This is a genomic window from Bacillus thuringiensis, from assembly GCF_001595725.1.
Lineage (GTDB): Bacteria > Bacillota > Bacilli > Bacillales > Bacillaceae_G > Bacillus_A > Bacillus_A thuringiensis_K.
On record NZ_CP014282.1, the window covers coordinates 3,384,422 to 3,408,318 of the forward strand.

The following is a 23,897-nucleotide window of genomic DNA, read 5'->3' on the forward strand; positions in this document are numbered from 1 at the left end:
CTTTCTGTATTTATTTTTTATTTATTTGCAAATGATTACACGGAGAACATTGAAAAGGAATTTTCCCTAAGCAATTAAGATTCGTTTCACAAATTTGTTCTATCGTTGGAACAAATGGAATAACAACTATGTTACTTTCTACCATTTGTGTAACAGGTGGCAATACTGTGCCTACTTGATGTTCGAAACGAATACTCGCTTGGTTTATATAATTCCCTGAACCGCTTGGTGCTCTCTCCACTACTACTTGGAACGAAACTGTCTGTGCCTCACCCGGATTTAAACTTCCTATAAGAAATCCTGATACTGGATTTACATTTGACACTGGCGTATTATCAACAGTTACACTTCCAAGGACAAATCGAACACTACTATCTAACATATCTTGAAAACGAATATTTTGTATTGCTGTATCCCCCGTATTTGTAATAACTGTCGTAAACGTAATAACATCTCCAATCGTTGCTGTTTGATGGTCTGCCGTTTTTACGACTGTCGTTGAGACATTTTGAGGAATAAACGGGATAACAACTGTATTACTATCACCTTCAACTACTACTGGCGGCTCATTCGGATTTACAGTTGCGAGCCCATTCGCTGTAGCAGTATTTGTAACTAAATTATTTATTTGTTCTCCTGTTATGACAACTTGGAAATTAATAATTGCTGCATCATTTGGCTGAAAATCACCTAACGGAATACCAGTATTCGGGTTAGCGAATGGAAAAGGTACATCATTTACCGTTACCGTGCCATTTATAAATAGCGTATTCGGATCAATGATATCTGTTAACACAATATTGGTCACAGGAACTGTACTATCATTTATAACGGCAATTCCGTAAGTGACAACATCCCCTACCATCGCTACTTCAAAGTTTGCTCCTTTTGCAACAAATAAGATTGCAGTATTTACCGTTACAATAACTGTATTGCTCGTGTCCATCAATGTAACTGGCGGCTCTCCTGGTACTAAAATATATTCTGCTAACGCTCCAGCAACATTTACTACTGTTCCACCATCCGGAAAACTTGTAATCGTAGCTTCATATGTTACAAGTGCCGTCTCACCAACTGGAATATCTGGTATCGTAAATCCAATCTGCGGATTTAACCCCGGTTGTGGAACCCCATTTATCGTTACACTATTTGGTACGAAATCAGCTTCCTGAGATAGTACATCGATAAATTGAACATTCATTGCATCAGCAGTACCAGTATTTAATATACGAACAGTATACGTTACCGTTTCTCCTACGCCAACAACTGAATGGTCTACTTCTTTTAGCATTTCTAAGCTGCCTCTATTTATCGGCGTAACCGTCGTATTACTTGAATTTGTAATTGTAGACGGAGGTTCTCCTGGAATCAATTCGAAATCACCCGTTACTCTTGCTGTATTCATAATGCTACTAGACGGCGGAACTGCGATTACATTTACTTCAAATGTAATTAATACGCTATCCCCTACTGCAAGATCCGATAATGAAAAGCCTACAAATGGATTTAAACCTACTTGCGGAATCCCATTTATTTGTACACTTCCAGGAACGAATTCTAAACTAGGTGATGGGACATCAATAAACTGAACATTCGTTGCTGTTACCGTTCCCGTATTTGTAACTTGCACACTATACGTTAACGTATCTCCTAAACGTGTTGCTTCTTTATTTACAGATTTTATAACGCTAAAACGCCCTCTATTTATTCTTGTTATCGTCGTATTACTCGGCTCTGTTACTACAACCGGTGACTCTCCTGGTACTAAAGTAAAGCTTCCTGTTATATTTGCAACGTTCGTAATTGTTCCTGATGACGGGATGTTTGTAACTATCGCTTGAAACGTCACGATAACCGTTTCACCAACTGGTATATCTCCAACTCCAAATCCAGTAATTGGATTTAAGTTTGGTTGCAGGGCTCCATTTATCGTTACACTATTTGGTACAAATGACGCTCCTGCTGAAATAGTATCAATAAACTGAACATCATTAGCTGTTACTGTTCCTGTATTCGTTATTTGAACCGTATACGTTAATACATCTCCAACGAGAGTAGCAGCCCTATTTACTTGTTTTATAACATTAAATTGTCCTCTATTTACAGTAGTAAGTGTTGTATTGCTCGGCTCTGTTACTATAACTGGTGGTTCTCCTGGTACTAATACAAAACTTCCTGTTACATTTGCCGTATTGGCAATTGTTCCGTTTGTTGGCACACTAACAACAGTTACTTGGAATGTGACTTCTACACTTTCACCTGGATTTATATCTGGAAGCGGGAATCCATTGTTCGGATTGAACCCAGGTTGTAACACACCGTCTATCGTTACACTATCTGGTACAAATGTGATAGAGGCCGGTAATACATCGCTATATTGAACATTCGTCGCTACCACTGTTCCTGTATTTTGAACGACTGTTGTATATATAATTGTATCGCCTACTGCAACAACCGGTTGACTCACTGATTTTAAAACATTTAAACCAGGTTCATTAATTTCTGTTAATGTCGTATTACTTGTCGTTGTTTCTGTAATAGGCGGCTCTGTTTCACTTACAGCAAATGTCGCTGTAACGTCTACAAAGTTAACAATCGTTCCACCTTCTGGTATGCTCGTAACCACTTCTTGATATGTGACACGTGCAAAACTATCTACAGGTATATCTGGAACTGTAAAACCAATGAAAGGATCTAATCCTGGTGCCGGTACCCCGTTTATGCTCACGCTTCCTGGTATAAACGCTACACCAGCAGAAGTCGTATCGATAAATTGAACATTGGTTGCTGGCACTGTTCCGAAATTAAAGATCAATACATCATACGTTAATATTTCTCCTACAGTGGCTACTTCCTTATCTACTAGTTTCAATGGAAAAATAAACGCTATATTAATTGTCGTAACGACTAAATTCGTTAATATCGTTTCCGTAATTGGTGGTTCCTGCGGATTTGGTTGTGAAGTAAATGTAACGTCCGCATCATTTAATATGACTTCATTATCTGGAATTTCTGTAATCGTCACTTGGAATGTGACCTCAATACTTCCACTAGCGATTAATAATGGCGTAACTGTAAATCCTATTTCTGGATTTAAACCAAGTTGCTGCACTCCACCTATCGTTACACTACCTTCTACAAACGTCGTTCCTTCTGGTATGACATCTTGGAAGAATACATCTGTAACAGGGATAATCCCTACGTTTGAAATGAGCACGGTATACGTTAATACATCTCCAACAGCCCCAGTTGCAACATCAACTGTTTTTGTTGCTGTTACTTCACCAGGAGGAGGTAACGGTATTGTAACTACCGTTGTATTACTTGAATTCGATGTTGTTACAGGTGATTGTAAAGGATTTAATAAAAAAGTGGCTGTAGCAGATGCTGTATTTAATACTGCTCCACGTGTAGACGGTGCAACTACCATAACTTGGAACGTTACTGTCAATGATGTTCCAGCTGCAATATTCGGAAGTGCGAAACCAACATTTGGGTCAAATCCAGGTTGTGGCGCTCCATTTATCGTTACACTATTTGCGACAAATGTTGTCTCTGCAGCAATTGGATCAATAAAAGAAACATTCGTTGCTGTTACTGTGCCGTTATTTCGAATGACTACAGAATACGTGTAAGTTTCTCCAAGTGCTGCTTGTTGTACAGATGAAGATTTTTGTATATTTAGCTGTGCTGTGTTTACTTGCGTCACTACAAAATTACTATTTGTTACAGTCGTTATTGGAGGGTTTGCTGGATTTATAAGAAAACTTGCAGTAACGTTCGATTGGTTTCTTATATTTCCACCGTTCGGAACACTCGTCACTGTAACTTGAAACGTAATCGTAGATGTTTGCCCGACCGGAATATTTGGTACTGGGAAACCTGCCATAGGATCCGCACCTTGCTGCACGACTCCGTTTATCGTCACACTATTTGCTACAAAGGCAGTACCAGACGGAATTGGATCTTGAAAAATAATATTCGTTGCAGGAACAGTTCCTGTATTTTGAATAAGAATCGTATACGTTAACGTATCTCCTACTCCTGCTTGCGATGTATTTACACTCTTCATTACATTAAGTGATCCTACATTCACTCGCGTCACAACAATATTACTAATCGTTACAATTGTAATTGGCGGCTGGAGAGGGCTTACTTGGAAATCCGCAGTTACATTCGCAGTATTCGGAAGAACTCTATTTGGTGGTACACTCGTGATTGTCACTTGAAAAGCAACTGTTACCATCCCTCCTACTGGAATATTGGCAAGTGGAAATCCAGTTGTTGGGTTTAAACCTGGTTGAGATGTTCCGTTTATTGTTACACTATTTGTTACAAACGTTGTTCCAACTGGAATTGGATCAAGAAATGATACATTTGTCGCTGCTACCGTTCCACTATTTTGTATACGAACTGTATATGTTAACGTATCTCCTATTCCTGCTTCAGTAGCGCTTACACTCTTTCTCACATTTAACCCTGAAGAATTCACGACTGTCATAACAGTATTACTTGGTACCGTTACAGTAATTGGTGGTTCTGTGGGATTTACAAGAAAATCTCCAGTTACATTCGCATTATTTAGGACATTATTTCCTTGGGGAATGTCATCAATTAATACTTCAAACGTAACAATTACACTCGCACCAGTAGGCAAATTATTTAATGGGAATCCGAATTCTGGATCTGCCCCTTCTTGTAAGACCCCATTCACAAAGACACTGTTTTCAATAAATAATGTACCTTGTGGAATTGAATCTTGGAAAAATACATTTGTTGCTGGTACACTACCTGCGTTTATGATTTCGATTGTATATACTAAAACATCCCCTACCGTTGCAACATCCGTATTCACTGATTTCACAACTTCAAAGTTCCCTGATTGTACTGTTGTATTCACAATGTTACTCGGAACATTGATTGTTACGGGTGGTTCACTCGGATCCACTTGAAAACTTGCTGTTACATTTGCTTGATTTAAAATATCTTCATTTTCTGGATCCTGTACAATTAATACGTCAAATGTGACTACAACTGTTTGAGCCGCAGGAATATTCGGAAGAGAAAATCCTGTATTTGGATTCAATCCACTTTGTGGTACGCCATTAATTGTTACAGAATTTGCAACAAATGAGACAGCGGGAGAAATAGTGTCTTGGAAAAACACGTTTGTTAACGGAACGTTTCCTGTATTTTGGACGGCAATCGTATATGTTAAAGTATCACCTACTGCCGCTTGTGTCGTATTCACTTCTTTTATTACATTTAAACCACCTGTATTAACTTGTGTCACAACTGTATTCGTTTGTCTATTAATCGTCACTGGTGGTTGATTCGGAATAACAACGAAATTAGCAGATACATTTCCGCGATTCGCAATCGTGCCTCCGGATGGCGTAGATGTAACCCGAACTTGAAATGTAACCGTCCTACTTCCGCCTGGAGAAATATTTGCTATCGTAAACCCAGTTGCCGGATTTGCTCCAGGTTGTGAAATCCCATCTATAGTTACACTATTTACGATAAAAGTCGTTCCAGTTGGGATTGGATCTTGAAAAACAACATTCGTCGCAAGTACATTTCCTGTATTCTCAATTGTAACGGTGTACGTAAGAACGTCATTTACAGTTGCAAAAGCTCGATCTACTGTTTTTCGCGTTCTTATATCAGCTACATTAATTGTAGTAAATACAGTATTACTTGTCGCTTGACCTGAAATTGGTGTTTGACCAGGCACTGGGGTATAGGTAAATGTTGCACTTGCACGATTTGGAATTGGATTTACAAGAGGATTAGATGTTACTCGAACTTGAAAGCGGACTACAGTCGTTTGCGAGGCATTAATACTCCCAAGATTAATACTACTTGCTGGATTTGCTCCTGGACGCGCTACTCCATTTACCGTAACACTATTTGGAACAAATGTTGTTCCAGCAGGGATATTATCAACAAAAATAACATTGTTCGCAGTGATGTTTCCATTATTCGTCACATTAACTGTATACGTTAATATGTCATTAATTGTTGCTGTTTGCAAATCTACAGACTTTTGTAAGCTTACATTCGCACGATTAATTATCGTCTGTACTGTATTTGAAGAAGCTGTACTTGTAACGAGTGGGCTTCCTACGAAAGGACGGAATTGATAAGATACCACCGCACGATTTGGAATTGGATTTGGATTTGGAAATGACGTGATCCTTACCTGAAATGTTACAATTCTCTGCGCATTATTAGGTATCGTTCCTAAATTAATTCCACTAGCTGGGTTCGCGCTCGGTTGCGCTACTCCCCCTACCGTCACACTACCAGTTATAAACGTCGTTCCGTTTGGAATACTGTCTTGTAATACAACGTTATCTGCACTTCCTGTCCCTGTATTCGGAACAGTAATTGTATAGGTGAGAATATCTCCAACTCCTGCAACTGTTTTATCAACTGATTTAACAGGATTAATAATTGGACCCGTCGCATCAATTTGAACACCAAAACCAGCTGCAGCGTATCCATCTCCATTTGTAACGAATCGAACTGTTGCTGACGTTTGATTATTTACTAATGATGAAGTGGCATTTACATTTGTAATATCCCATCCTTGTCTTCGGACAGCCAAAGCTATCCCTAACGGCTGATTCAACTCTCCAAACGTTCCAGTTGTATCTAACTCTCCAATGTCGTTACAAATTTGTGACTGAAAGAAATTATTAGCAGGGTTTCTCGGGCCGAATAATGCAATTGTTGCATTTGCATTCGGGCCGAAGCGAAGTTGATCTCCAACAATGTTGGAATCACCTTCTTGAGCAGTTACGAGCACTCTTCCTGTAACTGCTCCTGTTCCCGGAGTAGCAAATCCTGAAATGATAGTATCAACTGGTGGTGATGAAGCATCGATAATTTCTTGACCTGCATATACCGACAAATTCCGAAGTGGTAAACTTGCATTTTGATACACTACCTCAAGCGTCCATCCAGCTGAACGACTGATTGTCGGATCAGCCGAAGTTCTTGTAGCTGGCACGGCCCCTGTCGTATAAGTCCCTGCCCCACCCGCACTAACAAGATTCGTTACATTAGCAGAGCGAGCATAATAAAACTGATTGCCTACTGAACCTTGCTGCGCGGTAGCAGGGTCTGGCGTAACAGAAAATGTTCCTGCTGGTGTTGTAAATGTAATATTATCATTTAAAAATGGTAAAACATCTTCCGTATCAGTCCGGAAAGTTCCTGCCCAAACTAACTCTGCATACAAAATACTACTCCCTGCCGGAAGATTTAAAATTGCACTTGAAGAATTCAATCGCCAGTCATCCGTTGTACCTGCTGGGAACCCTGGTACTTGCAGCGCTGTATTTACCGTTGTAAAAACAGCAAGTGTACCAAAAATATTACCTGGTGCAGGCGATGTGGGACTAAGTCCTAACGTGTTCCCAGTGAACGTGACGGCACCAGTTACTGTTGTCGTAAAGCGATTCAAAAAAGGCACGTAATCATCTCATTTCATTTATAGTAAAAAGTGCTCTATACTATAAAATGTAGACAAACTATGCAATGTACTTTGTCCAACAAAATTCCGCACGTATGAGAGGAGCTTACTACACTATGCGCTATGTTATTATAACAGGAACTTCACAAGGTTTAGGTGAGGCTATCGCCGCGCAATTGTTAGAAGAAAACACGAGTATTATCTCTATTTCTAGAAGAGAAAATAAAGAACTTACGAAACTTGCACAGCAATATAATAGCAATTGTGTTTTCCACTCCTTAGATCTTCAAGATGTACATAATTTAGAAACGAACTTTAACAAAATCATTTCATCTATTCAAGAAGACACTGTATCATCTATTCATTTAATTAATAACGCTGGTACACTCGCACCTATGAAACCAATTGAAAAAGCAGAAAGCGAACAATTCATTACGAACGTTCACATTAATTTACTTGCACCTATGATTCTTACATCTACTTTCATGAAACATACGAAAGAATGGAAAGTAGATAAACGCGTTATAAATATTTCATCTGGCGCAGGAAAAAATCCTTATTTCGGATGGGGCGCTTATTGTACAACGAAAGCAGGTGTAAATATGTTTACACAGTGCGTAGCGACTGAAGAAGGGGAAAAAGAATACCCAGTAAAAATCGTCGCTTTTGCACCTGGTGTTGTTGATACAAATATGCAAGCACAAATTCGTGAAACAAATAAAGAAGACTTCACAAATTTAGACCGCTTCATCACATTAAAAGAAGAAGGAAAACTATTATCACCTGAATATGTAGCAAAAGCTATTCGTAACTTACTAGAAACTGAAGACTTCCCTCAAGGCGAGGTTATTAGAATTGATGAATAACAAAAAGGCGTGCTAAATTAGCATGCCTTTTTGTTCTACTTCTCTAAAAATATAAGCATAGACTCCGCAATTTGTTCATAACCAATTTCTTGGTAAATTTTATTCGATGTCGGATTCGCTAGATCAGTATATAACATAGTTGTCTTGTATCCTTCATCTAACATACGTTGACTAAGTGCCGCTACACAATTAGATGCGTATCCCTTTTCCCTTGCTTCTTTCGGCGTATACACGAAATTAACTGTTATATTATTTTTAGTTGGGCGTGTTTTTGCAGCTACAGAAACAAGTTTTCCGTCTATTTCTAAACCAAATAGACGACGATTAGTAATTAATATATGTGCGGTTTGTTCCGCTTCTTCTTTTGTAGTAGGAAGATTCACTTCTTCGCAAAATTGGTATATCCACTGTTCTATTACTGGTAGCTCATCACTACTTACTTCTTTAAAGACTCCATCTCCGTTCCACTTTTTCTTCACTTGTTTTAATTCATATATACCTTGCTCCATTGCAATAGTAGTTTTCTTATTTTCTAACACGGCAATCTCTTCCGCTAATCTCTGTACAATTTTCTTATTACCAATTAATCCAGGAACATTCGGATATACTTCCGCTAATTTTTTTGCAAGTTCCACGATGGCCTCTTCCACCATTTCAGACGTAGCAACAATAATTTGTTTCTTTTCTTCTGTTTGAAGAAATACAATTGTAATTTCTTCCTCTTGTTTTACTACCCCCATAAATATCGGTTGTTGTACCATTTGTAATACACCTAATATGAGATTATTTTCCTGTTCATTTTTTTCTAAAAATGGTGTAACCGCTTCTTTAAAATTAACAATCTCTTCATATACACGTAATTGAGTCATCGACAATCTCTTCTCTCTATTTATAGTTTCATTAAGTATTGGCGATTAATTCATTAAATCCTTCTTTTACGATTCAATAATATTCGAAACTAATATATTTAAATCATTTTCCACTTGTAAAACTCTCTGTTTTTCCTTTTCAAATACCTCTTCTTCTTTCCAAAATGACTCTTTTCGACTTTTAATCATGCGCTCCATTTCTTTTTTACTCGGTCCACCGTACACCTTTCTTTTTTGAATAAATGCTTCTGGCGATATAATTTCTTCCCACTCTTTTTCTAATAATTGTATTTTAAATTTTTCTTGTAAGTATATATTCACATCTTTGAAACATAATTCATGTAGCTCCTTTTTCTGTTCCAATGACATATTCGCAATAACACTTGCTACATGATGAGCATGCCGAAATGGAATGTCATAGTTTTTTGTTAAAACATCTGCGAAATCCGTTATCGTAATTGCATGTTTATAGGAACGACTTTTCAACGTTTCTTCTTCTACTTTCATCGTTCGAATGACTGCATTCAAAATGCAAAATACACGAATAGCCTTTTCAATTCCTTTATATAAATACGGCTGCAAGTCATCTTCCGTATCGACAATATCACCAAATGGTGTATTATGAATCATTTGAAATACTGTAAATGCTTCTCCAAAAGCACTACTCGTAATTGCACGGGCATGTTCAATTGAAACTGGATTTCGTTTTTGTGGCATAATACTACTAATTTGTACATATGGCCTTGCAACAGTAATACCATCATATTCTTTCGTCGCTAATAGTAAGAAATCATGAATCCATCTACTCGTATTCGTCATCATTACCGTAAGTAACGAGCTAACCTCTAATAAATAATCAGCTCCAGCGACAGCATCATATGAGTTCTCAATTACATTAGTAAATCCAAGTAAATCAGCAACTCGCTCTCGTTTAATTGGGAAACTTGTTGTAGAAAGAGCAGCTGCTCCCATTGGCGATTGATTTAAAAGTGTGTACGTTCGTTTTATTCTTTCTAAGTCTCTCTGCATCGTATCATAAATCGCTAACGTATAATGACCAAATGTTGTTGGCTGCGCTGGTTGTGTATGTGTATAAGCTGTCATAATCGTTTCCTTATGATCATCGGCAAGTTGCAGCATACTTTCTTGCAATAACAAATGATGTTCCATTAATTGTAGTACGTATCGCCTTAAACTCATGCGATACATCGTTACACCCATATCATTTCTACTTCTACCAATATGCATATTACTTACAAAATCGCATTTCGCTTCTTGAAAAATTAAATGTTCCACTAAAAAAAAGAGATCTTCATGCTGCTCTGTATAGAGCAATTGATCTTTTGGAATTCCCTCTATCTTTTTTAGTGCGTTTAATATAACTTTAGCTTCTTCCTTTTTCATTAAATTTTCTTCCGTCAGCATTGTAATATGCGCTTTATGCACTTGAAACATGTCTTTCAATAAGTAATTTCGTTGAAACTCAAATACATGTTGTAATACGCAATTCACGTATGTTTTCCCAGGGAAATCAGCGCCTTCGCTCTTTATAAACTCTTCTTTACTTTGTTTCATCACCTTTTCCCCTTTCACCTAAGTATTACTACCCATCATACCCAGAGATAGGAAAAAAGTGCTTGTACACAAAAATAAACTCGGTGCTCTCTGCACCGAGTTTATTTAATAAAAGTCGCATCATACTTATCACTTTGCAACACTTGAAAATGTAAGTTTGCTAAATGTTTCCGTATTTCTGCGCTGTCATCTTCATTTAAATTATTTGCTAAGAACACTATTTCTGTACAGTTCCCGCGTTTATCCATTGCATAAACTGCTTTTGTAACTGTCCATGGCGTATAACCATTTTTTTGCCCAGCATGTCTAAATGTTTTACGGTATTTCTTGGCACTCATGTCTGTTTCAACGATATTTGCCCACACTTTTTCTTCAGCTTCTGTCAAGCCACCTTTATGGTTTGCCTTTTGAAGTAATACCATATAATCATTTGCAGAAGCTGCTGGTAATCTATCTGACCAAATTTTGTCGTAACGTTCCTCTAAATAAAGCGGAATTTCCTTCTGTAATAATGGTCCCTTCTTCTTTAAGCGTTCATGAATAATCATCGCATATTCACGATATTGCTCTTGAGACATTTCTTTTAACTTTTTCTCTATTTTATATTTTGGAACATGTAATTCTTTATGCAAATATCCCGGGATATACAAAGATGAAACGATTGGAAATAGTGGTTGATGTGCAGGAAGTGATAAACTTTGTAAATTCCGATTAATATTATCTAATCCTAACACTTCCATTAAGTACTCAGCATTTGCATTTGAACTAAACTTAACCATTCCTTTTGCTACTTCTTCTAAAGAAACCGCTCCTTCAGTTATCTTTCCTTTCTTTTCCAAGTACCTTTGCCATCTATCTTGCGCACCACCATCTGTATTCGGTACATAATACCGATTCACATCATTAATGGAAACGAAACTAGAAGAATCAATTTTCCCTTCCGTAACTTGTTTCGTATATTCAAGCGCTATAATCAATTTCATCGTACTAGCAACTGGTAATACAACATTTGGATTTACAGAATAAACAACTTTATCATTTCTCTTTACTAGAAGTGCACTATTTTTTTCATCTTTATGTTCTTCAATAAAAGATGCAATATACTGTGCATCATCATTATTTGAACTCCACACTTTTTTCACTAAAAAGTTACCCGATATTAGCAAAACGAAAATACCCACAATCACTGCGCATACTATAGTTTTTTTCAAGTAAAATTCCTCTCCTATTGTGTAACTCTTCTCTCTATCTTTAAAAAACAAAATAATGGAGATGGTTATTCAAATAACCATCTCCATTATTTTAACTTGTATACTCCTATTATGTCTACGTCATGATTTTCACAAAATCCTCAAGGAATTTTTTATAATGTAATGACCAACCAATTCGCGCCCAGTTTTTTAAGGCTTTTGCATCAGGTTGAGGACGGAAATCTGCAATACTTTCTCCTTTTGCTATTCCCACTGTATCTACATCTACACGGCGATACACATAATCCAATATTGAAGGATTTGCGGCAACCATCATTGTAACGACGTCATGTACTGGACTTCCTTTTATTTTCGGATTTAATTTTCTATAAGCTTTATAATAATACGTAAAAATCGGTTCAATTAATTTATTAAAACTTGTTTTAGAATGTTTCGTAATATACTTTACCATCTCTGGCGTAATAATAGCTTCAGATGTAACATTGAGCGGCACCAGTGTCACATTCTTGGCATTTTGCATAACTAATTGCGACGCAATCGGATCACTATGAAAATTCGCCTCTGCGACTGGTGTAACATTGCCAGGCATTAAGAAAGCACCGCCCATTATATAATATTCTTTCACATACTTCATCATTGGCTTTTCTAAAATAAATGCTGTCGCAAGTGTCGTTGACCTCCCAGCATCAACTATAATTAATTCTCCTTTATATTTTTCAAGAATGTCAAAAAACTCACAAAAAGGCTTTATATTTGGAGAAAGATTTTTCGGTGGTCGAATTGGTCCTAAACCTTCCGCCCCATGAATTTCTGGATAATACGTTGTAATATCTCCAGATAAAGGAATTTTCGCACCATTAATAACTGGTATATCTTCCCTACCTGCTAACTGTAATAAATATGCCGCATTACTTGTCGCCTTTTCTTGCGTTACATTTCCATATCCTGTAACCACACCAACAATATCAATATCAGGATGCAACAATCCATACATAATTGCTAAAGAGTCATCAATTCCTGGGTCTCCTAAAAATAATACTTTTTTCATCGACCTCAACTCCATCCCCTCAATTGTTATTAATTTATGAATAACAATCGGCATACAGAATAAAAAAGAACAATTTCATACGAAAAAACGCAGTCCTATAAGGACTACGTTCTCCAGCTAACCTATACAGTTTTTTTTACAGCACTCATACTTCCAATAATGTAAGCGATAAACGCAAAACAAATCGGAAAGACAACTGTATGTATACCAAACGGATTTGGATAGAAAAGGTGAATACACATATATGAACCTACTCCAACGAAAATGGAAGCAAGCGCTCCTGTTGCATTTCCTTTCCTCCAATATAACCCTAATACGATTGGCCAAATGAATGCTGCTTCTAATCCACCGAAAGAAAATAAATTTAGCCATATTAAAAAATCTGGTGGTTTAATGGCTGCTGCATAAACGAGTAGTCCTACAATACCAGTAATCCACAAACTTCCTTTTTTTATCGTACTGTCTGCTGCATCTTTATTTATGTAATTTACGTATATATCTTTAATAATTGACGAACTTACAAGTAATAATAACGAGTTTACTGTAGACATAATCGCTGCCATTGGTGCAGCTAAGAAAACTCCAGCTAACCAAGGTGGCAACACTTCCATCGCAAGTAGCGGCATTACTTTATCTGGTACCGTTATACCTGGAAGTACTACTCTTGCAAATACACCTGTTAAATGCATACCGATCATAATTGTACCAACGACAACTGTTCCAATTATTAAAGCTTGGTGCATAGCTTTTGAATTTTTATAAGACATGGCACGCACGCTAATTTGTGGTAAACCTACAACACCAATTCCAATTAAAATCCAAAATGATGTCACATATGACTTCGTTAAACTGCCATCTGCTCCGAATGGTGTAATTAAATTTGGATTGATTTGAACAAGTTCCTGCATAATCTTTTCAATTCCACCACCAGCAATGACAGTAGCAATTAAAATGATTGTCGTTCCAACTAACATAATAATTCCTAATAATGTATCTGATAAAGCGACTGCACGAAATCCACCAATTAATACGTAAACAAGTACAGAAAAAGTAAATAAAAATAGTGCTGTTGTGTACGATAGACCCGTTAGTGACTCGATTAATCGTCCACCACCGACCCACTGGGCTACTGTCGCTGAAAATAAAAAGATAATAATACATAACGCAGAAAGTATAACAACTGCTTTATTATTGTATCTCCCTTTTAAATAATCGATAAGAGTAATGGCTTCCATCTTCCTAGCGATAATTGCAAACTTTTTACCGATAACCGTTAAAACGATATACCCTGTTACAACTTGAATCGCAGATAACAATACCCATCCAAGCCCCATATTGTAAGCAATACCAGGACCACCAATAAAGCTACTTGCACTACCGTACGTAGCAATCATTGTCATCGCTAATAATAAACCGCCTAGCTCACGCCCACCAAGAAAATATTCTTGTAAAAATTTATTATGAGCAGTTGCTTGAACGCGTCTTGAAGCATATACACCAATTAAAAATACAACGATAAACGAAATTATCATTGGAATGATTACATACCAATTCATCTATTATTCCTCACTTTTTTCTTCCTCATCGAGTGAAATATCTTGAAATACAAAACGAACAACTAAACTAAGTAAAATAACCATAACGATAAATCCAACGATACAGCTATAAAAAAACCATGCGGGAAAACCTAATACATATGTATATTCACTCGGATTTTTACTACCAAGCCCATAAGCGAATCCGTACCATATTATAAAATTAATAATAGCAAGTCCAAGACCAATTAACGCTTCTCTATGGGCTATTCGAAAGCGTGGATCATCATGATAATCTTTCATTTTTCCCCCTCCTCTCACGATGTATTATTGTACCATTGTTCTTCTAGTTTTTCCTACTAGAAAGCAAAACAAGCAGGATTTTTTATAATCATATAGAAGATTCTGTTACATTACATATTTTTTACAATTGTAACACAAATGAAATTTGAATTTTCAGTATTTATTAATTATGATTTTAATTAGAGGCTTTCCATCTAGTTTCCACATCCTTGATTTCGGAATAAGCGCCGTCTCGTACTGCGTTTACATTATATTTTCAAGGGGGTTATACAATGAGTCAACTAGCTGTAAATCTTCATGAAAAGGTAGAAAAGTTTCTTCAAGGTACAAAAAAGTTATATGTGAATGGATCTTTCATTGAAAGCGCTTCCGGAAAAACGTTTATAACACCAAACCCAGCAACTGGTGAAACACTTGCTGTCGTTTCTGAAGCTGGTCGCGAAGATATTCATAAAGCTGTAGTCGCAGCTCGCATGGCTTTTGACGAAGGTCCTTGGTCTCGTATGAGCACTGCTGAGCGAAGCCGTCTCATGTACAAGTTAGCTGATTTAATGGAAGAACATAAAGAAGAGCTTGCACAGCTCGAAACGTTAGATAACGGAAAGCCAATCCGTGAAACAATGGCAGCAGATATACCACTTGCAATTGAACATATGCGCTATTATGCTGGCTGGGCTACGAAAATCGTTGGTCAAACAATCCCTGTTTCCGGTAATTACTTTAACTATACACGCCATGAAGCTGTTGGTGTCGTCGGTCAAATTATCCCTTGGAACTTCCCTCTTCTTATGGCGATGTGGAAAATGGGAGCAGCGCTTGCTACAGGATGTACAATCATTTTAAAACCTGCAGAACAAACTCCACTATCAGCTCTATACTTAGCTGAATTAATTGAAGAAGCTGGATTTCCGAAAGGTGTTATTAATATTGTTCCTGGATTCGGTGAATCAGCTGGACAAGCACTTGTTAATCATCCACTCGTTGATAAAATTGCATTTACTGGTTCTACTCCAGTCGGTAAACAAATTATGCGACAAGCATCTGAGTCATTAAAACGCGTTACACTTGAGTTAGGCGGTAAATCACCAAATATCATCTTGCCAGATGCTGATTTATCTCGCGCGATTCCTGGTGCCCTTTCTGGTGTTATGTTTAACCAAGGGCAAGTATGCTCTGCTGGATCACGCTTATTTGTTCCGAAGAAAATGTATGATAATGTCATGGCTGATCTCGTCCTCTATTCTAAAAAACTAAATCAAGGTGTCGGTCTTAACCCTGAAACAACAATTGGTCCTCTCGTTTCCGAAGAACAACAAAAACGTGTAATGGGCTACATTGAAAAAGGGATTGAAGAAGGCGCTGAAGTACTTTGCGGAGGAAGTAATCCATTCGATCAAGGCTACTTCGTTTCTCCTACAGTATTCGCTGACGTAAATGATGAAATGACGATCGCAAAAGAAGAAATTTTCGGTCCAGTTATTTCTGCAATACCGTTTAACGATATTGATGAAGTAATTGAACGTGCAAATAAATCGCAATTTGGTTTAGCTGCTGGTGTGTGGACAGAAAATGTTAAAACTGCACACTATGTTGCAAGTAAAGTACGTGCAGGTACAGTATGGGTAAACTGTTATAACGTCTTTGATGCAGCATCTCCATTTGGAGGATTTAAACAATCTGGCCTCGGCCGTGAAATGGGATCTTACGCATTAAATAACTATACAGAAGTGAAGAGCGTTTGGCTTAACTTAAATTAATGAGAAAGAACCTGACCTACCTGGTCAGGTTCTTTTCATTATGTATTCCTTTAAACTTGCAGTCCTCCGCTCACATTTAATACTTCACCTGTAATATAGGATGCGTATTCTGATGCTAAAAAGGCTGCTGCGTTCGCAATATCTTCTGGCGTTCCAATTCTACCAACTGGAATAGCGCCAACCATCTTTTCTTTCACTTTATCTGGTATCGTTTTTGTCATATCTGTATCCATAAACCCCGGACAAATCGCGTTACAAGTAATACCGAAACTTCCAACTTCTTTCGCTGCCGTTTTCGTTAAACCTACAACTCCTGCCTTTGTAGCCGCATAATTTGCTTGCCCTATGTTTCCTTCTCTACTAATTGAAGATATATTAATAATGCGCCCATACCCTTGTTGTCTCATGTAAAGAAGCGCTGGTTGCATACAATAAAAAACTCCAGTTAAGTTTACTTGTAACACTTGTTCCCAAGCAGACTTCTCCATTTTATGTAACATTGCGTCTCTTGTAATTCCAGCATTATTCACCAAAATATGTAATGTACCAAATTTTTGAACCGCATATTCAATTAACGACTTCGCTTCATTTTGATTACTTACATCACATCGATATGAGCACACTTCATATCCTTCATCTGATAACTCACGTGTCGTTTTTTGTAGATTCTCTTCATTTACATCGCTAATTAATACTTTCGCCCCTAGTTTTGCATAAACCCTTGCAATCTCTTTTCCAATTCCCTGTGCAGCTCCTGTTACAACAGCTGTTTTCCCGTTTAAAAACTCCATCCCTATCCCCCATTTCTATTACTTATACTGTATATTTCGGCTTTTTACTTTCCAATTCCTCTTTGTATAAAAAAGTCTATTTGTGTCAAACTAACTTTGCAACGTCGCATAAAGTGAAACTTTAATCAGTGGGGGTTTTCTTCATCCCCCACTGATTATTAGCCCTCACCAATCGGACTTTTATGGGCAGCCCGACCCCCACCTAACTTCTTTACTTTCGCTGAATTTTGAGGTGAGGTCTTACTGCCCATTAAAGCGGGATAAAGTGCAAGGAGATTGTGTCGAATGAACAAAAAAAATTTCAAACAAAACAAAGCTACTGATGGCATTGATGTTGAGTTCTCTCGCGAACTCGCTGACCACAATGACTTAGAAGCAAACGCACGTGCAAATGCCGCTGATGCACGTCAAAAGCGCCAATCAACCGAAAAATAAGGTACATCACAACCTTATTCTTTTCAAAAGGGACCTACTACCCAACAAAATAAACCGAGAGACATCTCTCGGTTTATTTTTTATATTTTTTTGCATAATGAGCCAAAGTAAGCAACGGATATATATGAGCATAACTATGATAACGAATATAAAACCCACCTGGTAAACCTGTTCCAGTAGGATATTTTTCATTTATATAAGAGTTGGAGAGCAAATATGAAATACCTTTTCGAATAACTGGCGTTTCTTTATCATAGTAAGAAATGAGGGCATCTAACGCCCATGCTGTTTGGGATGGTGTACTAAACGGCAAAGTAACAAATCTTTTTTCCACACTACTTTGGCAAGATTCTCCCCAGCCACCATCTTCATGCTGTATATGTTCAAGCCATAAAGCTGCTCGTTTTAATGATGGATTGCTAGATGGAATTCCGAATGACCGTAAACCTGTCATAACAGCCCACGTACCATATATATAACAAATTCCCCATTTCCCATACCACGATCCATTTTCCTCTTGTACATTCATTAACCAATTTATCGCACTTTGTTTTTGTTTCTCGGGCAATTCATTTTGCGTATACGTCCCAAAAAATTCTAACACTCTTCCTGTAATATCTGGTGTAGAAGGATCTGTAATCATATCACTTGCATTTTCGATTGGTAAATTTGCTAATATACGGCTCGTTACCCCTTTTTCAAAAGTCCCCCAACCACCATCATTATTTTGCAATCCTTTAACCCAATTAACAGCTCGCTTCCAAGCATTGTCTACATTTTCGTTCCCTCTACTTCGCGCCAATGCTCTTAACGCAGCAGTTGTATCATCAATATCTGGAATCGTCGTATTCACATCCGAAAAGCCCCACCCCCCCGGGAAGAGATCCGGTGCATGTACACTCCAATCTACTTTCTTCGTTTGCTGTTTTCTTAGTAAATATGCTGATGCATTGTGAATCACTTTACTTGCTTTCGGAACTTGAGCTTCTTGCAAAGCATAACTGAGTAAAGCTGTATCCCATATAGTTGATGGAGAGTTTTGCAAATGGCTCCCTCTCTCCATCTTCCATATATAAGATGTGATTCCCGTTATAGCCTTCTCAATAATTGGTGATTGAATAGAATGTCCTAATGCAAGTAAAGCATAAATCATATAAAACGAGGCAGTTGCGTAGCTATATAATGTTCCATTTTCATCAATACGCTCTTTCATAAAACGTTCTACTTCCTCATATCCTTTATGATGCAAAGAAAGTGGATACGTTATAATTTTCTTCACGTCACTTAATAATGTTTGAAAAACCGGAGACCGGTCCTCCCGAAACCATTCTCCGCCCCCGCCTGCAATGTGATTTAAATTTGGCAATAACTTTTTCCCTACTCGAAATCTTTTATTTAAACAAAGCATCATCGGAATTAAATGAATACGTGCTGAGCTACTCAGTTCAAAAATACTGAGAGGGGAATCATTCTGCAGAAACATAATTGGTGTTGGCAAATGAAAGAGAGAAGGATATTCATATTCTCCATGAATCGCTAATAAAAACTTCGTCATAAAATGAGCACGCGCTACCCCACCGCGCTCATTTATAAACATTTCCGCTCGCTTCATATTCGCATCTTCTTTTGTATATTTTTCCGATGCAAGTAAGGCAGCATAAGATTGAATTGTAGCAGATAAATTCCCCCCCGCTTCATCTTCATACAATTTCCATGTTCCTTCATTTGTTTGGAGTGATGCTAATCTTTTTACAAACGGTTCTATCTCTTTATCTCTACCTAATAATTTTAATAAGAAAATCATATGACAATCTGTTAGTGGAGCTCCTTCAAAACAAAACCGCCACGTACCATCTTGCCGTTGCATTGTTTGAAGTGCAGTTGTTCTTCTCGCTATTTCTTCATGCACTTTTTCATATAATAACAAGTTACTCACCCACCCTTTCGAAATCCGTATAACGATATTCAAAAAGATAGCTGAATATGTATGAAAACAAAGAAAAGCAGAACATATAAAATGTTCTGCTCATAAACAATATCCTACTCCGACAATAATCCCTAATAAAGCACCGACTACTACTTCATACGGTGTATGCCCAACAAGTTCATTTAACTTCTTATATTCTGTTTCTCTACCGTGAAAAAACTCATTCAATATTTTTGCTTGTTTACTTACTGCAAGCCTTACTCCTGAAGCATCATACATAACTATAATGGCAAAAATAGCAGCAACCGCAAACATCGAGCTTTCCACACCTTCCACAACTCCAACTCCTGTAGCAAGCGCTGTAACTGTTGAAGCATGAGAACTTGGCATCCCACCTGAAGCAAAAAACTTTGCAAAATCAAATTCACCTGTTTTGACTAATTTAAAGACTACTTTCGTTAATTGTGCTAAAAACCATGAAAGTACAGCAGCCATAAGCGGATCGTTATGTAAAATTGTTTCCACGTTCTCAGCTCCCTACTAGCTATAATGGAAATCCTATATAGTATCAGTATAAAGAAAAATGCGTAGAAAATACTACGCATTATGATACTTTTGCTGATTTATTTTTTATAAATTTCGGTTGTTTCTGCACTAAGAACTTTGTCTTCGCTACCGAGAATACAAATAAAGCAACCCATATACAGAAAAATGCAATCATATGTGTAGCTGTGAAATGTTCACCAAATACAAATACACCTAAAATTAAGCTAATTGTTGGCGCAATATATTGTAAAAATCCGACCATATAAAGTGGAATAAGTTGCGCTCCTTTCGCAAAATAAAATAGTGGTAATGCTGTTACAATGCCTGCTCCTATTAAAAGTAACGTTGATAAAATGGAAATAGATCCAAATGAGCCGAAACCATGTGCGCCTGTCATAACAAGGTAAATGATTGCAAACGGCGTCACTAACATCGTTTCCATCGTAAGCCCAATTGTCGCATCATAGTTTAACAATTTTTTCGTTAATCCGTATAATCCAAATGAAAAGGCAAGTGAAAGAGAAACCCACGGAATAGATCCGAAACGTACTGTTAAAATGACAACTCCTACTCCAGCTAAACCAACTGCAACATATTGCCAAAAGTTTAACTTTTCCTTTAAAACGACTGTACCAAGTAAAATACTAATAAGCGGATTAATATAATAGCCAAGACTCGCTTCAATAACATGATTATGATTAACAGCCCATATGTAAACAAACCAATTTCCGCTAATCAAGACTGAAGCTATTGTTAATGACATTAATAATTTAGGTCGTTTAAAAAGATTCACAAATTCCCCAATAAACTGGCGAAATCTCTTCGTAACACCTAATACGAGTAACATAAAAACAAACGCCCAAACGATGCGGTGTGCTAATATTTCATCTGCAGGAACTTCTTCAACCCATTTCCAATAAATCGGCAGAATACCCCACATCGTATAAGCACCAGCCGCATATAGTATCCCTTTTTTTTGCTCTGCTGATTGACTCCCCATCTTCCTTTTTCTCCTCTTCTCATTTTTTCTCCATTATACGTTCTCATATGCTCACTTTACCAATAATCAATCTGCATTTCTTTCGACATTTCTCATACAACGAATAATAAACATACCGTTATTGCAACAAGTAACGGTATGCCGAAAACAAATTTCTTTTTATGAGTTTTATGATGAAACATATACATACCAATCCAAGCTCCAACTGCTCCCCCAGCTGCCGCTGATAAAAACAACGTACTTTCTGGCGTTCTCCACTGTTTCTTCTTTGCTTTTCGTTTATCAAGCCCCATAAGGCTAAAAGCTATAACATTAATAATAATAAAATAAATCCATTTCATCGCTTTCTCTCCTTATGAAAAATTCGATTAATAGTAACACGAAAAAACGACGGAAACAACTGAAGAACGCTTTTTATCAAACTAGTTTAATTCATTACTTGCATATTTATATAACCAATTAAAATCGCAGTTATAGCAATTAAACAAAAAGATGTTATGAGCAGAAGCTTATATTTCATTCCCTTCACCCACTACCATATCATCGAAAAAACTTCTCTCAATCTCTTTTTCATCAAAATAAAGAACTACGATTAACCCTACGTATAAAGAAACGAAATTTAGAAACCATTCGCCATTATCATCTTTGTTAGCTAAACATTTAAATATCTCTTGAAATTGCATACGCTCGTCTGCAGCAACAATGGGACGTACACCAAAATATTTCAATACGAGATTCAGCTTTAGTTGCACGGATAATGATAAAATATATTTTAATAGCTTCGTATACTCTGCACTATCTTTTTGACTATACAACTTCACAAGCTTTGGATGTAAATTCGAAATCGATAATTCCTCGTCAGTCACTCTAGTTACTTCTATCGTTTCAATCATCTTTTTCATATCCATCACATTCACCCCTTCTGAAAAAATTCTAAAGCCAAAGAGTACTTAATTCAAAATGTATAATAATTGTGCGTTTCTCGTCTCTCGTTCTTCCTCACTGACTAAATCATACTTTTTTAGGAGGTGAAAAACATCATTTAATAATTTCTGTGAATGAGTACCTTGCAAAAAATTCTTTAACTCTTTAAAAATCCCTTCAGGTAAAAAATTCTTTTGACTTTCAAGCTTATTCATCACATCTTCAATAGAATGATCAATGTTACATGCCATACTAAACTTCCCCCTCTATCCTCTATAAATAATATCCTCAGCTAACGATGTAAACACTTCTCCAACAAGAGAATCTTCATCATATACAGATGAACCATTATTTTCTTCACGTTTCGCAAAAGGTATTTTGGCAATTACTTCTGTTTGCAATTGTTCTGCAAGCATTTCGCCGCCGCCTTTTCCGAAGAGATAATTTTTCGATCCATCTTGTTCTTCATAATAAGCCATATTTTCCACAATACCTAAAATCTCATGCTTCGTATGTTTTGCCATTACACCGACTCTTGAAGCAACGAATGAAGCTACATTGTGCGGAGTTGTAACAATTATTTCTTTCGCTTGCGGAACCATTGCCGCAACATCAATGGCAACATCTCCTGTACCTGGTGGTAAATCAAGTAATAAATAATCTAATTCTCCCCAGTGCGTATTCGCAAGGAAATTTTGAATCCATTTATTTAGCATCGGTCCGCGCCACATCACTGGGTTATTTCCTTCTGTAAAGAATCCCATCGACATGATTTTAACACCGTGACTAATGACTGGAATTGCCGTTTGATCAATCATCGTTGGTTTCTTATTCGTTTCCATCATAGCTGGAATACTAAAACCATATATATCTGCATCTAATATCCCCACTTTTTTGCCCATACGAGCTAGTGCAGTTGCAAGATTAATTGTCACCGTTGATTTTCCAACTCCGCCTTTTCCGCTCGTTACAGTAATAAAACGTACTCCTGAATCCGGGCGAAGCATACTCGGCATACCAGTTTCTGTTCTAGTATTTTTCTTTAACTTCTCTGTTAAAGATGCACGTTCTTCTTGTGTCATAGAGCCAAATATTACCTCCACTTTAGAGACACCAATTGCGTAAAGTGATTCTTCAATATCTTGTTGAATTTTTGCTTTTAACGGACAACCTTGGATTGTTAGTACTACTTCAAGTTTAACCTCTGTTCCGTTCATTTGTATATTTCTAACCATATTTAATTCTACAACACTTTTGTGTAACTCTGGATCCTCTACATGTTTTAATGCATTCATTATTTGTTCTTGAGTAAGCATAGAACTCATCCCTTCTCTTATTCTAATTTATATACCACATCTTCTTGGCGCTTCATCTGGTGAAAAAACTTATTATCCCCCGCTAACGGGCGGGATTAATGCGACTATATCTCCAGTTTTTATCATATCTTCATTCATTACAAACTCTTCATTAACAGCCACCATCACTTTATCCAGCGTTTGTAAACAATAGCTGGCTTTGAGCCATTCTTTTAATTGCTGCACTGTCATTTCTTGCTTTTCTGAAATCACTAATCGATCCAATCCAACTTCCTCACGCAAATTTGCAAACAGTAAAATTGTAATCATTT

At 37.1% G+C, this 23,897-nt stretch carries 19 protein-coding genes; 3 read left to right on the forward strand and 16 right to left on the reverse strand.

Going from position 1 to position 23,897, the window contains the following annotated elements; all coding sequences use genetic code 11:
- Positions 1-10: 10 nt before the first annotated feature.
- Positions 11-7,483, reverse strand: coding sequence for a DUF7507 domain-containing protein (locus AXW78_RS16775; RefSeq protein ID WP_061884467.1), 7,473 nt, complete (start codon positions 7,481-7,483; stop codon positions 11-13).
- A 116-nt stretch (positions 7,484-7,599) separates the two neighbouring features.
- Here AXW78_RS16775 and AXW78_RS16780 point away from each other — a divergent pair, with 116 nt between their 5' ends.
- Positions 7,600-8,349 carry a (S)-benzoin forming benzil reductase gene (locus AXW78_RS16780; protein WP_001271038.1) on the forward strand — a complete coding sequence of 250 codons (750 nt, stop codon included), beginning with the start codon at positions 7,600-7,602 and terminating at the stop codon, positions 8,347-8,349.
- Positions 8,350-8,384: 35 nt separating this feature from the next.
- Here AXW78_RS16780 and AXW78_RS16785 read toward each other — a convergent pair whose 3' ends face one another.
- From AXW78_RS16785 to AXW78_RS16810, 6 genes are all read right to left on the reverse strand, one after another.
- The gene (locus AXW78_RS16785; RefSeq protein ID WP_061884468.1) at positions 8,385-9,218 is read right to left on the reverse strand and encodes a GNAT family N-acetyltransferase; all 834 of its coding nucleotides are present in this window, start codon (positions 9,216-9,218) and stop codon (positions 8,385-8,387) included.
- A 66-nt stretch (positions 9,219-9,284) separates the two neighbouring features.
- Positions 9,285-10,811 (reverse strand): argininosuccinate lyase, encoded by a 1,527-nt coding sequence (gene argH / locus AXW78_RS16790; RefSeq protein ID WP_003302262.1) that lies wholly within the window; start codon positions 10,809-10,811, stop codon positions 9,285-9,287.
- Between the two features lie 83 nt (positions 10,812-10,894).
- Positions 10,895-12,004, reverse strand: coding sequence for a serine hydrolase (locus AXW78_RS16795; protein WP_000751356.1), 1,110 nt, complete (start codon positions 12,002-12,004; stop codon positions 10,895-10,897).
- A 115-nt stretch (positions 12,005-12,119) separates the two neighbouring features.
- A complete protein-coding gene (locus tag AXW78_RS16800) occupies positions 12,120-13,106 on the reverse strand; it encodes a nucleoside hydrolase (protein WP_116777637.1) in 987 nt (328 codons plus the stop codon).
- A 68-nt stretch (positions 13,107-13,174) separates the two neighbouring features.
- The gene (gene panF / locus AXW78_RS16805) at positions 13,175-14,608 is read right to left on the reverse strand and encodes a sodium/pantothenate symporter (protein ID WP_001104823.1); all 1,434 of its coding nucleotides are present in this window, start codon (positions 14,606-14,608) and stop codon (positions 13,175-13,177) included.
- 3 nt (positions 14,609-14,611) lie between these two features.
- The gene (locus tag AXW78_RS16810; RefSeq protein WP_000656244.1) at positions 14,612-14,890 is read right to left on the reverse strand and encodes a YhdT family protein; all 279 of its coding nucleotides are present in this window, start codon (positions 14,888-14,890) and stop codon (positions 14,612-14,614) included.
- 272 nt (positions 14,891-15,162) lie between these two features.
- Between AXW78_RS16810 and dhaS the strand changes: the two genes are divergently transcribed.
- Complete coding sequence (gene dhaS / locus AXW78_RS16815; RefSeq protein ID WP_000080269.1) at positions 15,163-16,647, forward strand: aldehyde dehydrogenase DhaS; 1,485 nt, start codon at positions 15,163-15,165, stop codon at positions 16,645-16,647.
- A gap of 50 nt (positions 16,648-16,697) precedes the next feature.
- Here the strand turns inward: dhaS and fabG are convergent, their stop codons facing one another.
- Complete coding sequence (gene fabG / locus AXW78_RS16820; RefSeq protein ID WP_000395038.1) at positions 16,698-17,438, reverse strand: 3-oxoacyl-ACP reductase FabG; 741 nt, start codon at positions 17,436-17,438, stop codon at positions 16,698-16,700.
- A 285-nt stretch (positions 17,439-17,723) separates the two neighbouring features.
- Between fabG and AXW78_RS16825 the strand changes: the two genes are divergently transcribed.
- Positions 17,724-17,873, forward strand: a complete 150-nt coding sequence (locus AXW78_RS16825) for a YfhD family protein (protein ID WP_001035808.1) — start codon at positions 17,724-17,726, stop codon at positions 17,871-17,873.
- Positions 17,874-17,946: 73 nt separating this feature from the next.
- On the opposite strand, the gene AXW78_RS16830 is transcribed toward AXW78_RS16825, so the two are convergent.
- From AXW78_RS16830 to moaD, 8 genes are all read right to left on the reverse strand, one after another.
- Positions 17,947-19,800, reverse strand: a complete 1,854-nt coding sequence (locus AXW78_RS16830; RefSeq protein WP_061884470.1) for a terpene cyclase/mutase family protein — start codon at positions 19,798-19,800, stop codon at positions 17,947-17,949.
- Positions 19,801-19,899: 99 nt separating this feature from the next.
- Positions 19,900-20,325: a divergent PAP2 family protein gene (locus AXW78_RS16835; protein WP_000447824.1), complete on the reverse strand. Its 426-nt coding sequence runs from the start codon at positions 20,323-20,325 to the stop codon at positions 19,900-19,902.
- Positions 20,326-20,404: 79 nt separating this feature from the next.
- Positions 20,405-21,346 carry an EamA family transporter RarD gene (gene rarD, locus AXW78_RS16840; RefSeq protein WP_061884471.1) on the reverse strand — a complete coding sequence of 314 codons (942 nt, stop codon included), beginning with the start codon at positions 21,344-21,346 and terminating at the stop codon, positions 20,405-20,407.
- Between the two features lie 92 nt (positions 21,347-21,438).
- On the reverse strand, positions 21,439-21,687 hold the full coding sequence (locus AXW78_RS16845) for a DUF1294 domain-containing protein (RefSeq protein ID WP_000871325.1): 249 nt from the start codon (positions 21,685-21,687) through the stop codon (positions 21,439-21,441).
- A gap of 168 nt (positions 21,688-21,855) precedes the next feature.
- The gene (locus AXW78_RS16850) at positions 21,856-22,254 is read right to left on the reverse strand and encodes a nucleoside triphosphate pyrophosphohydrolase family protein (protein WP_000367298.1); all 399 of its coding nucleotides are present in this window, start codon (positions 22,252-22,254) and stop codon (positions 21,856-21,858) included.
- 42 nt (positions 22,255-22,296) lie between these two features.
- Positions 22,297-22,521, reverse strand: coding sequence for a hypothetical protein (locus AXW78_RS16855; protein ID WP_000752373.1), 225 nt, complete (start codon positions 22,519-22,521; stop codon positions 22,297-22,299).
- Between the two features lie 15 nt (positions 22,522-22,536).
- On the reverse strand, positions 22,537-23,586 hold the full coding sequence (locus AXW78_RS16860; protein WP_000957516.1) for a P-loop NTPase: 1,050 nt from the start codon (positions 23,584-23,586) through the stop codon (positions 22,537-22,539).
- A 72-nt stretch (positions 23,587-23,658) separates the two neighbouring features.
- Positions 23,659-23,895 (reverse strand): molybdopterin converting factor subunit 1, encoded by a 237-nt coding sequence (moaD, locus tag AXW78_RS16865; RefSeq protein WP_000628483.1) that lies wholly within the window; start codon positions 23,893-23,895, stop codon positions 23,659-23,661.
- Positions 23,896-23,897 lie beyond the last annotated feature (2 nt).

What these genes read in the sequence shown, in the direction of transcription:
- AXW78_RS16845 (WP_000871325.1), bottom strand. Translation starts at nt 21,687, where the DNA reads ATGAAATGGATTTATTTTATTATTATTAATGTTATAGCTTTTAGCCTT.
- AXW78_RS16860 (WP_000957516.1), bottom strand. Translation starts at nt 23,586, where the DNA reads ATGCTTACTCAAGAACAAATAATGAATGCATTAAAACATGTAGAGGAT.
- rarD (WP_061884471.1), bottom strand. Translation starts at nt 21,346, where the DNA reads ATGGGGAGTCAATCAGCAGAGCAAAAAAAAGGGATACTATATGCGGCT.
- moaD (WP_000628483.1), bottom strand. Translation starts at nt 23,895, where the DNA reads ATGATTACAATTTTACTGTTTGCAAATTTGCGTGAGGAAGTTGGATTG.
- AXW78_RS16855 (WP_000752373.1), bottom strand. Translation starts at nt 22,521, where the DNA reads ATGGCATGTAACATTGATCATTCTATTGAAGATGTGATGAATAAGCTT.
- panF (WP_001104823.1), bottom strand. Translation starts at nt 14,608, where the DNA reads ATGAATTGGTATGTAATCATTCCAATGATAATTTCGTTTATCGTTGTA.
- dhaS (WP_000080269.1), top strand. Translation starts at nt 15,163, where the DNA reads ATGAGTCAACTAGCTGTAAATCTTCATGAAAAGGTAGAAAAGTTTCTT.
- AXW78_RS16780 (WP_001271038.1), top strand. Translation starts at nt 7,600, where the DNA reads ATGCGCTATGTTATTATAACAGGAACTTCACAAGGTTTAGGTGAGGCT.
- AXW78_RS16800 (WP_116777637.1), bottom strand. Translation starts at nt 13,106, where the DNA reads ATGCCGATTGTTATTCATAAATTAATAACAATTGAGGGGATGGAGTTG.
- AXW78_RS16785 (WP_061884468.1), bottom strand. Translation starts at nt 9,218, where the DNA reads ATGACTCAATTACGTGTATATGAAGAGATTGTTAATTTTAAAGAAGCG.
- AXW78_RS16825 (WP_001035808.1), top strand. Translation starts at nt 17,724, where the DNA reads ATGAACAAAAAAAATTTCAAACAAAACAAAGCTACTGATGGCATTGAT.
- fabG (WP_000395038.1), bottom strand. Translation starts at nt 17,438, where the DNA reads ATGGAGTTTTTAAACGGGAAAACAGCTGTTGTAACAGGAGCTGCACAG.
- AXW78_RS16810 (WP_000656244.1), bottom strand. Translation starts at nt 14,890, where the DNA reads ATGAAAGATTATCATGATGATCCACGCTTTCGAATAGCCCATAGAGAA.
- AXW78_RS16850 (WP_000367298.1), bottom strand. Translation starts at nt 22,254, where the DNA reads ATGGATATGAAAAAGATGATTGAAACGATAGAAGTAACTAGAGTGACT.